Source organism: Muribaculum sp. An289, from assembly GCF_002159555.1.
GTDB lineage: Bacteria > Bacteroidota > Bacteroidia > Bacteroidales > UBA932 > Merdivivens > Merdivivens faecigallinarum.
Genome location: NZ_NFIV01000002.1, coordinates 79,961 through 94,407, shown reverse-complemented (window position 1 = coordinate 94,407; position 14,447 = coordinate 79,961). Strand labels below are relative to the sequence as shown.

At 52.2% G+C, this 14,447-nt stretch carries 13 protein-coding genes and 1 tRNA gene; 2 read left to right on the top strand and 12 right to left on the bottom strand.

What is annotated here, in order from left to right:
* Window positions 1-27 precede the first annotated feature (27 nt).
* Window positions 28-1,563, bottom strand: a complete 1,536-nt coding sequence (locus tag B5F83_RS01960) for a DUF4099 domain-containing protein (protein ID WP_087275414.1) — start codon at window positions 1,561-1,563, stop codon at window positions 28-30.
* 9 nt (window positions 1,564-1,572) lie between these two features.
* Window positions 1,573-1,938 carry a helix-turn-helix domain-containing protein gene (locus B5F83_RS01955; protein WP_087275412.1) on the bottom strand — a complete coding sequence of 122 codons (366 nt, stop codon included), beginning with the start codon at window positions 1,936-1,938 and terminating at the stop codon, window positions 1,573-1,575.
* Between the two features lie 237 nt (window positions 1,939-2,175).
* On the opposite strand from B5F83_RS01955, the gene B5F83_RS01950 reads away from it, so the two are divergent.
* Together B5F83_RS01950 and B5F83_RS01945 are read left to right on the top strand one after the other, a co-directional pair.
* Window positions 2,176-2,472 (top strand): helix-turn-helix domain-containing protein, encoded by a 297-nt coding sequence (locus B5F83_RS01950; RefSeq protein ID WP_087275546.1) that lies wholly within the window; start codon window positions 2,176-2,178, stop codon window positions 2,470-2,472.
* A 24-nt stretch (window positions 2,473-2,496) separates the two neighbouring features.
* Window positions 2,497-2,799: a helix-turn-helix domain-containing protein gene (locus B5F83_RS01945; RefSeq protein WP_087275411.1), complete on the top strand. Its 303-nt coding sequence runs from the start codon at window positions 2,497-2,499 to the stop codon at window positions 2,797-2,799.
* A gap of 67 nt (window positions 2,800-2,866) precedes the next feature.
* Here B5F83_RS01945 and B5F83_RS01940 read toward each other — a convergent pair whose 3' ends face one another.
* From B5F83_RS01940 to B5F83_RS01895, 10 genes are all read right to left on the bottom strand, one after another.
* Window positions 2,867-3,271 carry a hypothetical protein gene (locus tag B5F83_RS01940; RefSeq protein ID WP_087275408.1) on the bottom strand — a complete coding sequence of 135 codons (405 nt, stop codon included), beginning with the start codon at window positions 3,269-3,271 and terminating at the stop codon, window positions 2,867-2,869.
* A gap of 2 nt (window positions 3,272-3,273) precedes the next feature.
* Complete coding sequence (locus B5F83_RS01935; RefSeq protein WP_087275406.1) at window positions 3,274-4,509, bottom strand: site-specific integrase; 1,236 nt, start codon at window positions 4,507-4,509, stop codon at window positions 3,274-3,276.
* Window positions 4,510-4,745: 236 nt separating this feature from the next.
* A tRNA-Asp gene (locus tag B5F83_RS01930) sits at window positions 4,746-4,823 on the bottom strand.
* Window positions 4,824-5,125: 302 nt separating this feature from the next.
* Entirely contained in the window at window positions 5,126-10,123 is a 4,998-nt protein-coding gene (locus B5F83_RS01925) for an FAD-dependent oxidoreductase (protein ID WP_087275264.1), read from the bottom strand.
* Entirely contained in the window at window positions 10,120-10,884 is a 765-nt protein-coding gene (locus tag B5F83_RS01920; RefSeq protein ID WP_239383799.1) for a glycosyltransferase family 2 protein, read from the bottom strand. The genes B5F83_RS01925 and B5F83_RS01920 overlap by 4 nt, the downstream gene beginning before the upstream one ends.
* Window positions 10,885-10,916: 32 nt before the next feature.
* On the bottom strand, window positions 10,917-11,270 hold the full coding sequence (locus B5F83_RS01915) for a hypothetical protein (RefSeq protein WP_087275267.1): 354 nt from the start codon (window positions 11,268-11,270) through the stop codon (window positions 10,917-10,919).
* Window positions 11,271-11,275: 5 nt separating this feature from the next.
* The gene (locus B5F83_RS01910) at window positions 11,276-11,920 is read right to left on the bottom strand and encodes an outer membrane lipoprotein carrier protein LolA (protein WP_087275269.1); all 645 of its coding nucleotides are present in this window, start codon (window positions 11,918-11,920) and stop codon (window positions 11,276-11,278) included.
* A gap of 26 nt (window positions 11,921-11,946) precedes the next feature.
* On the bottom strand, window positions 11,947-12,309 hold the full coding sequence (locus B5F83_RS01905; RefSeq protein WP_087275271.1) for an EamA family transporter: 363 nt from the start codon (window positions 12,307-12,309) through the stop codon (window positions 11,947-11,949).
* Entirely contained in the window at window positions 12,303-13,238 is a 936-nt protein-coding gene (locus B5F83_RS01900; protein WP_087275273.1) for a beta-ketoacyl synthase chain length factor, read from the bottom strand. Before B5F83_RS01900 ends, B5F83_RS01905 begins: the two co-directional genes overlap by 7 nt.
* A gap of 6 nt (window positions 13,239-13,244) precedes the next feature.
* Entirely contained in the window at window positions 13,245-14,447 is a 1,203-nt protein-coding gene (locus tag B5F83_RS01895; protein WP_239383798.1) for a beta-ketoacyl-[acyl-carrier-protein] synthase family protein, read from the bottom strand.

The following is a 14,447-nucleotide window of genomic DNA, read 5'->3' as shown; positions in this document are numbered from 1 at the left end:
TTTTATTGCGGATTCAGTGGTGGTTTGTCATATTCTTACGCCTTTGCTCCTCTGCTGACGTTGCTGTCCCTCATTTACAGGCGCAGTCTGCCCCTGCTGCAGCGGCTCCTTTATATGCTTGGTGGCCTCATTGGTCTTTCCTTCGTTGTTCACGGCTATCTGGGTACGGCTTTCATTGGACGGGGCTATGACCTGGCCCTTGTCCGGATCGGTGTCATACCGGAACGGGCGGCCTTTCTCCATGTTGAACTTGATGTATATTGTGGCGGGATTGCCCTGCTTGTCCGGGACATTCTCCAGACGGACGGTCTTGCCGGAGATATAATCTGCTTTCTGCTGTTCAGTCAGTTCCACGCCTTTCCATTTACCGATAGGCTTGATGTTGCCGTTCTCGTCAGTCCACTGGCGGCTGTTCTTCCTGACTTCGCCTCCGTTCTCCTGAGAGGCGCTTCTCCTGCGGTTTTCCCTCTGTCCATGCTGCTCGCCCTGCCATATCCGGGCTGTCCTCGGAACGAACTCCACGCTTCTGTCCAACGCACTGACCTGCAGGATGGTCTGGAACTTCCGGCCGTTGGCCAGCTCTATCTCTTTATGGACATAGCCGCCGGCTCTGAGCAGGTTGCGCTCATTCTCGTTGATTTCCGTCTTGCCGATTCTGTCCGCAATGCGCACCTTGTTCACCGGCACATCCTCTATTCTGTTAGTAAAGCGGTCGATGCTGATGTACGACGGGACCAACTCCCCGGTATCCTTGTCTGCGAGATTCACCACACGTCCGAGATTGCCTGTTTGACGGAGTGCCTTCCTGTCCTCATCGGTGAATGTGTACCCTTTGTGCGGCTCGTCAAGCCTCGGTTCCTTCCGCACGAAGTCCGGAACGAAGTCCACGCTGCCGTCCGGCATCCTCTTCAGTTCCAGCCTTGCGCCGAGTTCCTGTATTTCGCCCAACACCTCCACACGCACGGTCAGAGGCTCGGACTTGCGGTAGTTGAGCAGCTTGTCAAGACTTTTGGATTTCTCAAGGTCCTCACGGGTCAGTCCGTACTGCGCCTCGAATTTTTCCCAGTCGATTCTGCTTTCGTCAATAGGCTGGTAGCCTTTCTTCTCGGACGGTGCATCCTGTCCGTTTTCGGGTTTTCTGTTGTCCTGTTCCATTTCTTTTTCTGTTTGTGTTTCCTGTTGTCCGTTTAAATTTTTTTCTTCTTCTGTCACTGTTTTCTCATAACCGGAAGTGTCCACCTTGTGAGGGGAGAGCAGTTCCGCATTGGCGGCTGGATTTTTCAGAAGCTCCTTCATCACTTCCAGCAGTTTCTCCGCCTGGTCTGCCGCAATCCGGTAGAAGCCGAAACGGGATGGATCCTTGCACTGTCTGAAAAAATTCTTGAAAAAATTGTCAATAAGGTCTCCGTGACGGTCAAATGTCATGAAATCCTTTGAATGTTCCGGCTTCGCCGGGACTGTTCTGGGCGACCCGTCGCTCCGGAGTCCGCCCACGACACCGAGTTCGCCCGTCTTCTCGTCACGGACGAGCAGGATGTCCTTTTCGTCGGTTTTCTTTGCCATAAGATTTTATTATTTGAATGATACATTGATACGGGCCTTGAACTGCCCGATGTTCTCTTTCTTGAAATGCTTCATGTGTCTTGCTATGAAGTCCAGCACATCCGATTCCTTGTAATAGGTCTTGTGCCAGAGCAGGTGGTATGCGAGCGCACCGGAACTGCGGTAACGCTGGAGGCTCCGCTTGCTCACCTGCAGCAGCAGGCACAGGTCCTGGTTGTCGAACAGCCGCTCCCCGTCAAGCAGTTTCACTTCCTTAAGGTCCTTCGGTTTCCAGTCTCCGTGCAGGGAGGCTATCATGCGCTCCTGTCTGTCCAGTCTCGCGAGGACTTCCGATGCGAATGCCGTGAAAGTCTCTTTGTTGAATGTCATTTCCATATCGTTTCCCTTTTTACCTGGGACAAAGGTCATGATTCACGGAATGACCGTTACGGGACACACGGGTGACTCACGGATGATTTTTCCTGCGGTATGGCTCCGGTGTCGCACGGAAGAGGAGACAGTCGCTTCCTTGTGTCTATGGCATGGACGGACGGATGTCCGCCGAGGATATTTTTGCCGGACCGGAATGTCACCGGAACAGGAAACAGTGTTGAATCAATAAAATTTTGGAATATGGAGATAGTTAATGTAGAAAAAAAGACTTTCGAGGATCTTTTGGACCGGATGGAAAGGTTCATGGACAGCATTGAGACCATATACGGCAATGGAAAGGCGAAGTCCATGTCCGGATGGCTCGACAATCAGGATGTATGCCTGATGCTCAATATCTGCCCGCGCACTTTGCAGACTTTACGGGACAGCGGTGCGCTTCCGTACAGCAGGATCAATCACAAGATTTTCTATAAGGAGGAGGACATCCTACGGTTTGTCTCGGTATCAGAAAATGGAAAATTCAGGATTAAAAAATAACAAAGATATCTAAAACTATTATTTATGAATGAGTTGATTGACAAGGATCACGAGAGAATAGCCGGCCTTTTCGGACGAATGGCCGCTATGCTGAAAAAATTGGAATCACACCACGAGGAGCACAGGCCGCTGCTCAGAGGTGAGAGGTATCTGACAGACAGGGATGTATCCCAGAGGCTGAGAATCAGCAGAAGGACATTGCAGGACTACCGCAATGACGGCCGCATATCCTATATCATGCTTGGCGGCAAGGTCCTGTACCGGGAAAGTGATCTGGAGAGGATGCTTGATGATGCCTACCGTCCGGCTTTCAGGGAAATGGAATGAGCGACACCGGAAATGAAAAAGCGGAGGACCTTCTGATTTGAAAGCCCTCCGCTTTTAATTATTGCACTCATGACAGTTTATGCCGTTCCTGCCATACCTGAGCCGCATCATATCCGGTTCTATGATTGCAGTCCGCTGCCGGTATGCAGATATAAAAGTCAAGGCTCTTTTCCATAAACCTCCGCAACATGAGTTCGCGGAACCTGCGGCAGGCTGCCGCATTGATGCGGAATGCGACGGCAGCCACCGCCTCCATATTATACGCCTCGGCATAGCAGCCCTCCGCATAAGGGAACGGCCTGACGGCATCATGCTCATCCATTATTCCGCTTCTGAAAATCTGCCTTAACGCCTTACGTATCCCGTATGCGCTTACCATGAACAGGTCGGACATTTCCCCTACGGTCATCCACACGGGGGTATCGGGAATGATTATCTCGCCGTTCTCGATTTTTATTATACCTCGTTCCATAATTACAATGCCTTGGAGAAGTTCATCTCTACTTTCTGCATGTCCCTCATGATGGAGCTGTCCAGCACTTTCGCATAATGCTGGGTCATTTTTATGTTGGCGTGGCCGAGTATCTTCGCCACATTTTCCATTGAAACCTCATTGGCGAGGAACACGACCGTGGCCGCCGTATGACGGGCAATATGCGTTGTCAGCCGCTTTTTTATTCCGCAAAGGTCGGCTATCTCCTTCAGGTAGGCGTTCATCTTCTGGTTGCTTATGACTGGCAGAAGGACCCCTTTATCAACGCAGTCAGGATGTCCGGCATATTTTTCTATAATTTTCCTTGCAGGTGTCAATACGGGGATATTGCTCATCTGATGTGTCTTCTGACGGGCCTTGCGTATCCACAACGCACCGTTATTGTCCTTTATCAGATGTTCATTTGTCAGTTGCAGGACATCAATGAATGCCAGGCCGGTGAAACAGCAGAAGACAAATATATCACGGACTTGCTCCAGCCTCTGAATGGAGAACGTCTTGTTAATCAACACCTCCAGTTCTTCCCTTGAGAGGAACTCTATATTGACTTCATACCTTTTAAGATGGATGCCGAAGAAAGGATCTTTCTTTATCCATCCATTGGCAAGGGCAATCCTCACTATTTTCTTCAGTATTTTCAAATGCTTGAGTGCAGAATTGTGCTGCATCTTCTTCTCGGTTTTCAGCCAAAAATCGAAATCACGGATAAATTGGCCACTCACCTCATCCAATGTCAGATTGTCCTTGCCGCAGCAGGTGGTGATAAATTCTTTCAGCCGGTTGATACCGGTATCGAATTTTTCAACTGTCGATTCCGTATATTCCCGCCCTATGAGTTCCCGGCATTTTCTGTTGTGCTCGGCATATATACCCAACAGAGTATGTTTTTCAGGATTCCTGCCGTAAAACCTGTCCCTGACAGCTTCGGAAGTTACCGGACTGCCTTCTTTGATAAGGTCACTATGAATCTGTAGAATTTTTGCCCGTACTGTGTCAAGATAATGATTCAGTTCCTTTGCGGTCCTATCTTTCCCTTTGGAGCATTCTTTTGCCTGATTCCATTGTTCGGCAGGAATACTGCGTTTAATCATTATCTCCTGACGCCTGCCGTCAATTGTAATTCTGACAAAGATAGGAGCTTCGCCACTTTTTAGAAGCTTGTGCTTCTTGATGCAAAACAGCACATTCAAAGTGCTTCTGGATTTCTCGGTGTTCATACGCTTTGTTTTTTGGTTGCAAAATTATGTTTCCGTGTCCAGAATCCTTTTGCGCAAAACATTGCAAATCAATGAAAAATACTCTAAAAAGGAGGACTTTAATGCCCTCAAAAAAGTCCTCCTTTTAGTCCACCTTCAGACTGCTCCAGAATGCCGTATTTTGCCTTACCGGCATATACGAAAAAATCCTTGAAGTGGTTGGACTTCAAGGATTTGCTTTAATTTGCCAAATCTTTTGGCGGTGCGGACGGGGCTCGAACCCGCGACCCCCGGCGTGACAGGCCGGTATTCTAACCAAACTGAACTACCGCACCAAGGTATGAATGTTGTAAAATTCCCAATCAATGGCGACCGGCTTAAACGGTTTCCATTTTGGGTTTGCAAAGATAATGCTTTTTCATGAACTAACAAATTTTTCCAAGAACTTCCGCTAACTTCTGCGATTTTTTTTTGCATTTTGCATTTCTGCACCATAATTCAACTCACATCAGCACCATCATTCGGGGTGCGGCGCAGTTTGCTAGCGCATCTGGTTTGAGGAGTAGCACCACCATTCCGACGAAGCAGCACCACCATTCCGACAGAGCAGCACCATCATTCCAATGCATCAGCACCATCATTCCGGCGCAACAACATTAAAATCCTTTGAGGCCATCACGGCCGAAACACATTCGAGAGATGTGGCCGGCACGCCGCAAAGACCATGGAAACGCACATCCTCACCCGTCAGGAAAAGATTTGCTGCCGGAGTACGGACTGAAATTGCCGGCAAGCCGTTTTCCGGTACGGCAAGAGGGCCGTAAACATTGCCGCGCGCACGGCCAAGCCAGTCCCGCACCGTAAGAGGGGAAGAAGAAACCATATTTTCCACTTTGGAACCGAAGCCCGGAAACAGATTTTCAAGCAATTCCATTATCCTCCGGCATCTTTCCGCCTTAAAATCCCCATACCCGGCCGGCCTGTTCCCGACAGAACTGTCCGCCCACCTCTCCACTTCGGCAAAGGACATGAAGGCATGCACCTGCACCGAAACGGTAAAGCCGTTCTCAATATAAGGGACGGCAGTAAAACGCAAAGGCCAGTCCGCGACTCCGTTAGAGGGAGCCAGATATGTGAAAGGGACACCGTCAAAAACATCAGCCGGCACACCGGGCTTCATCTTGATATATAATGAAAACATGGAAGAATTTCCGCTCCTCAGCGACAGCTTCCTGCCGGTACGCGATAGCCAACGGGCATATATGCCCTTGTCCGCATCACCGAGTGAAGAAGAAAAAATCTCCAGAAACGAATCCAAAGGCAGGGCCGAAACGAAAACCGAAGCGCTGAAAGTCTCCCCGCTGCTGCATGAAACGGATTTTACCGCAGGGCCCGAAACGGAAACCGACGACAGGGCACGCCCTGTAAGAATCCTGCCCCCGTTTTTCAATATTACATCCATAAGCGCCTTCCTGAGCGCCGGGACTCCGCCGCGGAGAATGCAGGATTCCTCAATATAAAGCTTGGTAATCAGTGCCGAAAGCGAGAAAAGCGATTCACCGGCAGGAAGTCCGGTGTAAACCGTAATCCAACTCAGCACAAGTTTTATCTCATCATCGGAAAAATACCTGTCGAGCACCTCGGACAAAGATTCGCGGTCCGAATGCAAGGCAGAAACCTTCTCCAAATCCCCATTGTCCGGAAACGGGACCGAATCGGCCGTCTCATAGACATAATCCAGATATTTTCCCAATCCTTCCGCCTGGGACGGGAAAACCGAGACAAGATAGCCCTCGAAACGCTCGCGCCCGCAATAAAGCCGGTAAGTACGCCCGGAAAAGGCGGAATGCACCTGCCCGAAAACAGGAAGCCCTGCCGAAGACGTTACCGGAAGCGGTCCGACCATGTCTTCAAGGGATAGCCTTTTCAGAACGGCTCCGAAAGCCCCGGAATCCCCGAAGCCGAAAAGCGTATGGGCCCCTATGTCATAATGCACTCCGTTACGGCTGAAGGAACCGAGCCCCCCTCCGGCCGAAGCCTGTTTTTCCAATATCGTGACATCATAGCCGGCATCGGCAAGCAAAGCCCCGCTGACAAGCCCGCTCATTCCGCCTCCCATGACCACGGCCCCCTTGCCTCCGTCCGAAGAGGCATCGGTAAAATGAAGGTTGGAAGGCACTGAAGCGCAATTTACCGCCACGTCATAACGTTCGCGCTCCGTCACCCGCGCATAGATTTCCAAATCCTTCAGGACAAGGGCGGCCAAAATCGAGAAAGCGCCGTAACCTTCCTCCACAATGGACAGCCTGCCCCCGACGGCTTTATCACGCAACGAAGCCACAATCCCGTCCGTACAGGACTTCATGGCCTTCCGTGCCGAAAGCCTCACCTGTTTTTCCTTATATCTGAAATTCGCGAGAACCTCTTTCCGGCAGAACCCCACATTTTCCAGACTCATGGCCAATCCTCGGTAATCATCGGCCATAATCCGGCGCAACTCCTTATTAGAAGGCAATTCCGCATTCGGAATCCTCCTCACAATCTCACATCTTATCGGAAAGGTTTCTACAAAGGAAACGCCCTTGGGAAGACAGTGCCCGGCACCGTGTATAAGGACCTCCACTATGTCAAGACCGAAACGCGAGGCTATTTCCAGCGCCCCCTTGTGGAAACGTCCGATCGTATAATCCCCGCTCCGAGTACCTTCAGGGAAAATGAATACCGACCTGCCTTCGCCAAGCGCATCCGCCACCTTTTCCATGCCGTCCTTCATGACATCGGACACCGATATATAACCGGCATATTTTGCCATCACGCCGAATATCCGCGCATTACGCTCATTCATCACTATCGCGAACTTGTCCGACAGTCCCATCGCAAGCATAAGGTCCAGACGGGACTGATGGTTGCAGATTACCACGGCCGGGACAGAAAAATCCTCCCCGTACCGATCCGTATATTCGCATCTGTTCCCGAAAAAATTCTTGCTTGCGAAGTGCAGGCTTCCTTTAAGCAGCCTGCGCCACCTCGCCCTCGCCACGGCCCCTCCCCTCAAGAGAGTAATCGTAACGAAACCATGTATTATCAGGGAGATACCCACTGTTCCGGCGTAAAGAAAGACGACAAAAGTCCTCGCCAGCGCACCCACAGTGACAGGAAAACGCCGTTTTTTCCCATTTACGCGCGTAAGAAAATTGAAGACAAGCGGCGGAAGCGTATAGGCCATGGCGACGACAACGGCCATACCGACAATCGTGACTTCCGCAAGCCCGCGCATGGCAGGATGCCGCGCGACTATGAGCGAACCGATTCCGATGAACATCGTAGCAGCCGAAAGGGCAATCGTATTCCTGTACCTGCCGAGCATCTTCCTGCCATAGGTATATTCATAAATGGAACCTTCGAGCATGAAAATCGTATAATCGTCCCCCATTCCGAAAATAAAGGTCGCGAGAATGATGTTCACGATATTGAAATCTATCGAAAACAGCTCCATTATGCCGAGAATCCAAATCCAGCCTATGAACAGCGGCAGGAACGCCGTCAGCGTAAGCTCTATCCTGCCGAAAGACACGAAGAGGAAAACAAGGACGAGCAGGGAACAGATATATAGCACCTTGTCGAAATCCCGCGAAAGTGTGTCCACAAGGCCTCTCATCAGGGAACCGCCGTCGAAAACGAAACTCCTGCCGTCAGGCAGACCGGCAGCCACCATGTCCTCTACCTCCTCCACCCTCCCCTCCGGGACATTCAGCACCGTCACGACCATGGATTTTCCCGTCCTGACAAGATAATTCGCCGCAGGGCCTTCGGTTATTACCGAAAAGAATCCGGCCTCCTCCGGCTCGTAACTGCCCTCTATTATTTTCCTGAATCCTTCGAAAGCCCCTTCTACGAAACCCTTCCCGACGGACAGGGAATCCACGAGGCGGCAGAGTTTCCCGCCATATTCGTCCACAAAGGCATTCCAGGCGTCTATCCTTTCCCGCTGGAGGGAAAGCGAAGGCAGCAGCCCTCCTATGCCTGATACCCTGACACCTCCGGCCCGCACGGAATCCAGTACGGGAAGCAAGGCTCCGTATGCTTCCAGGGCCTCGTCCATGCCATCGCCCTCGGACACGACATATACCTGGGTCGTCCCGCCGGACGTCTTTTCGAGCATGTCGTCCATCTTCTGCCTGTATTCGTCAGACATGTAATTGATATTGGACAGATTCCCGTCAAAATGGTTCCCGGAAGAAGACAGGCAATAAAAGACAATGGTCAGTACTATGGCGCCTACCGCAAACAGGGCCGGACGCCTGATCCGCATCTCGGTGACATTGACAGGCAGCAGCCTCCGCCTGAATACCTTCACCCTCCCTACGAAATGGGGCAGGAACACAAGGACGAAGAACATTGTCCCTACAAGCATGGCGGAAGCATATATGCCTAAGGAACGCATGGCCGGCGACGATATGAACACCAGGCTAAGGAATGCACCGACAGTGGTTATGTTCCCTATGGTCAGAGGATAGAAAATATCCGAAATGCTTTTTCGCGGAGAATAGCCGTCCGCCACATGGTCAAGAAAATGCAGGGGATAATTCGCCGCTATCCCGATAAGTACCGAACCGATTCCGAGAACGATGAGGGAAACTTCCGGCGACAGGGCGGAAACGGTGGCAAGACCGGCGGCAAGGCCGAACAGCAGGGTTACGAGTATGAGGGCTATGGGCCTGAACGAATTGTAGGCATAAAGCAGCAGCAAAAGCAAAAGAGCCAGGGAAACCGCTACGGAGAGAACTGTATCGCGTTTGATCGTATCGGCATTCGCCACTGAAATGTAAGCCGGGCCGAAAGCATCGAAGGAACAGTCCGGGAACAGGGTCCCTGCATGCTCCATGGCCCTGTCGATAAGGCCCGTCAGCTCTTTGTTCCCCATGGTTTCCCCTATCGGATGCGCAGACTCCACAAAAAATATCAGGTTGCCGTTTTCATCGAAAAGATAACCGTCTCCGGCCTCGAAACCGCTGTCCGGAGCCAGGTCTTTGAGGGAAGCGAGCAAAGGGGCGGAAAACATGAGCGGGTCGCTAAGCAGCATCCCGCCCGTAAACATTCCCTGAAACGAAAACATCGAAGCCCTTACCCTGTCGAGGGCCGCCGACACCGAATCGGGATTCGCCATGGCCTCCAGTCTTGCATAATCGGAAACGTCAAGGTATCTCGGCATATTCTCCACGATAAAGCCGGCGATGTCCATTATCCCGGCCACATCGGTCCTCAATATGATAGAACGGACATGTTTACCGCCGTTTCCCCGTCCTCCGCATCCCGTATCTTCGCGCACAAGGAACGCCGCGGCCGAATCGGCGGCATCCATGAGCATGTATTTATCGGCACCTGCCGGATGCACCCCGTCGGTTTTCCTTGGGGATACAGTCACCATGACCATATTCGCCGCACGGATATTGGAATAGGCTTCGCTTATGCGGGCGTATTCATCCTGTCCCGGCAGGAATGCGGTAATATCCTCCTGGGGCTTCATTCCGGCGGACAGGACGGCGAAAAGGGCGATTACCGCGCCCATCAGAAGCCACAGGACACCCTTGTGCATGCACAGATAATCGTATATTTTCAATACCGCCTTTTTCATGCCTCCCTCCCGTATTTTCCTGAAACAGACCGGCTACCGCCGCTTTTTCCAAATGTTTTCCGAAGCCGGTACAGAAGCATCGACGGATATCCGTAGAAAACGGCCGCAAAGGTAAGCACCGTATTGAGCAGCGATATGCGCATGAAATCCCGCCCTTTCCGGAAATGCGACACCCTTTCATCCCGAGGGGGATAATATACCCTGACAGGGACGGCGACCATCCCGATGCCGTTCCATGCCCCCCTTACGAGCATTTCGAGCTCGGCCTCGTATCTTGAAGTGAAAAACCTTGTTTTTCCATAATATGAAAGCGGATAACACCTGAAACCGCTTTGCGTGTCGGGAAAACGGCGCAAAGTATGCACGGCGAACCAGAAATTGGCGAACCAGTTTGCAAAACCACTCGAAGCGGGCCTCTCGACACCTTCCATAGCCCGCCTGCCCACAATCACCGCACCGGGATTACGGAGCGAAGCCTCCACGAGAAGCGGAATGTCATCAGCGCTATGCTGCCCGTCCGAGTCTATCGTAACTGCATAATCATAACCCTCCTCGGCCGCTTTCGCGAAACCTGCCGACAGGGCATGACCCTTGCCGCGGTTCTCCTTGTATGCGACAACGGTAACCCTGTCCCTGTATCCGTCGAGAAGCTCGGCCGTCCCGTCATGAGGGCCGTCGGCCACTGCAATCAGATGGTAACCGGCGGCAAGTACCGAATCAGCCACAGCGCAGACAGTCCCGGCATTTTCGTATGTCGGCATTACAACGCAATATCGTGGGGATTCATTCACTTCTACTCCTGGTTTTGAAACGTTTCGCAAACAGCACTGATTTTCACGCATTCCGCCCCGTTCACAGACACCGAGGCGCGCAATGACGAACAATTTTCATCCAAAACCGCCGAGACACGCGGCCTGTTCCCCGGGACAATCATCCTCATGAATTTCACGGAACGCATCCGGACAAAACGGATTTCCCTTCCTGCCATCCCGGAAACTATCTCCCGGACTATTTCAATCACGGCCGCTCCGGGAAGCACCGGAAAGCCGGGAAAATGCCCCTTTAAAACAGGGCAGTCCCCGATAAGTTCCAAATCGAAACATCCATTCCCCGAAGGGTAAGCTTTATATAAAAAACCTTCCAGCATGACCTTTACTCTTTCACTACATTATCGAAGATGATTCTTATGACAGAGCCGTTGGCGGCAAGGACATTTACTTCCTTCACAATGGCTTCGGACGAGGAAAGCACTATGTCTATTTTGGAAATGAACGAGGACATGGCCCCGCGCGAAGGAGTCAGTACCAAGCCGATACGCTCATCGTCCACAGCATAGGACGAAACGGAGAAAAACCTGTTTTCCAAAGTCCCTGAAGACGGCATCGCTTCGGTTATAAATGAAAATATTCCGGAAAATGCCTGCGAAACGGCCTGCCTCTCCCCGTTTTTCTCCACATAAGCGCTGCTCCCGTCGGTAAAGAACTGGTACCTGTCTGGAGATTCGGAATGCCAGTACAGCCGTCCGTCACCGTAAATCTCAAGCGTTCCGGAAGATTCGTATTTTTCCGAAAAGGCCGGCACGGAACGGATCATCCTGTAAGAAGCCGAAAGTTTTCCGAAAGAGAGGGCCCGCTCAATCAAAGCGGCTTCATCCTCCGCAATCCCCCCGCCGTCCATGGCCACGGCACAAGAAGGTACGGCGACACAAAAATGGACAGCGGCGCCGCAACCGGCATAAACGGAAGCCAAACAAGCGGTTATCAATAAAAATATTTTCTTCATTTTCCTGAAAATCATTTTAAAACCTTTATCGGAACCGATGCCTATTTTCCACCCGCCGCAATGACTATGATCCCGAGGGTAATCAGCCCCACACCTACCCACTTGTTAACGGAAACGGCCTCTCCGAACACAAGGAAACCGGCCAGGATGGAAAATACGAAGGTCATCGAAGTTATCGGATATGCCAAAGAAAATTCGTAGCGTTTGAGGATATACATCCAAAGTATGCAGGCGGTAAGGAAAGAAGCCCCGCAGGCCGCCCACTGCCAGCAGGTAAGAAAATCCTTGAAATAACCCCAGGAAAACCGGAAAGGGCCCGTCTTCGAAAGGGATATTTTCAGGAAAACCTGACCCGCGCACAGGGTAAGGCAATGGAAAAACGACAGCAGGACAAGTTTCAGCATGTTACAAAAATAAATGAATGTTGTTTGTTTTTATAATGATTGTGGACAAGTATACCGTCCAGGTGCGAACGGCGTGCCAAAAGAGTTACCGCCGAATAGAGGGATGCGGCAGGGGCGGAAAAACCGCTGCCGAAAATCTCCTTATACGGAAACACCGGTAATCCTTCGCCGAAAATCCTCCGGCTCGAAGCGGCATCCCCGGTAACAATCATTCCCGTTCCGGAAAACATGCCGGAGCAGGCCCGGATTGCAGCTTCCCTCAAAACGTCCGCATCGGAAGACGACACCGTTTCGACCCCGGCCACGGCGGCAAGGGTATGCCCGCTGCGGGAAGCCCTGAGGACAAAAGACAGGGAATGCTCTCCGGCAAAAGGCTCGCCGTCGAATTCCCCGGCCTCTTCCAGCAATCTGTAATAATGCTCCGGAAGTTCATCATGGGCGGAAAGCAGGACGGAGGAGAAACGTCCGGACTCAAGGCCGGTTACGGCATCCGTGAGCGCCGTAGGGAAAGACATGGCATTGTGCGAATACGTCGTATTGTATCCCTTGCAGCCGAGAATTATCGCAACGGTAGCGGCAAGCGTGTTGTGTGTCGAGTTGATAAACGGCGTAGGCGAAAGTACCTCCCCGCCGCCGTCTTTCATATCGAGAAGGAAGTGCTCGCTGTTCCTCATTGTCCCGGCCCCTGTACCCGTGATTATGGCATCAGGCATTTCCAATGAAGCTGAGGACATTGCCTTCATGGCCGCAGCCACGGCCCTCTTCTGCAACAGGCACATCCTCCTTGCAGCGGCGGCAGGGACCAGTCCGGCAAAAGGCGGGTCCACGGCAGGATGCAGTCCGTAACCGTAAACCGTCGGAGAGTCATACCATTTGTCGCAGAAAGGCTCCTGCGGGGTTATCTGGGCCATACCGTCTATATAAACCATAGGGCATCAGAGATTTTCATAAATAATACAACTGTCATTCCCGCCGAAACCGAAAGCGTTCACCATCACCCGCTCAAGAGGGGCCGATGCCCGGCTGTCGGTAACAGGGTCGAACGAAAGTTCATCCATCCTCTCGGAAAAACCGAGGGAGACGGGCAGAAAGCCTTCAGTCATGGCGATTAACGAAAATACGCTCTCGATTGCCCCAGAGGCAGCGGTCGTATGGCCGGTAAAGGCCTTCGTGGATGAAATCGGGGGAACGGCGGAACCGAAAACACGTTCCACCGCGCGCCCTTCGGACAAATCGTTGTTCGGTGTTCCCGTACCGTGCGCATTTATATAGGAAATGCTCCCCGGGGACAACGAAGCCCCGTCCAAGGCCGCCTTCATGCACAGAAACGCGCCTTCCCCCGAAGGAGAGGAGGCGGTCTGGTGGTATGAATCGCACCTGTTGGCATATCCTGCGACAGCCGCCACGGGCACCGCATTCCTACGCAACACAGAAGAACGGCTCTCAAGGACTACGAAACCGGCACCCTCGCCGAGATTGAGTCCGTTCCTCGACCTGTCGAAGGGACGGCACCGATCCGTATCGAGTATCCTCAACGAATTGAAACCGTTAAGATGGTATTCGGTCAGGCATTCTGTCCCTCCGGCGACAACGATGCCGGCCCTTCCGGAGCGTATCAAATCGCAGCCGAAGATTATGGCATTCAGGGAAGCCGAACAGGCAGTGGACACGGTGGTCCTCATTGCAAATCCGCCATAACGTTCCGCCATGACATCAGTCACGGCGCCGCAGTCGTGGAAACGGATAAGGTTATCCTCGTGCCGGACAGGCCCGGGATAATATTTTTCAGTCTCGTCCATGCCACCAACCGCCGTAGCGGATACGAGAACGACATGCCTGCAATCATCCGGAGAAAGTCCGGCATTTGCAAGCGCCTCGTCCAGGGCAAGCATGCCGAGAAGGGCGGCACGGGTGGCGACACGCGGTACGGGAAGATGTTTTGCCAACAGCCCCCTCAAATCCGCATTATCGATTTTCACCTCCCCTACCGGAAGTTCCCTGTGTGCGGTCCGGAATACGTCGGGAAGGGATATTCCGCTACGGCAGGAACGCAAAGCCCCGGCAGCGGCCCCAACGCCGCGCCCCAAAGCCGAAACCGTCCCTGCTCCGGTAATGAAGACTTCCCTTTCCGACATCAT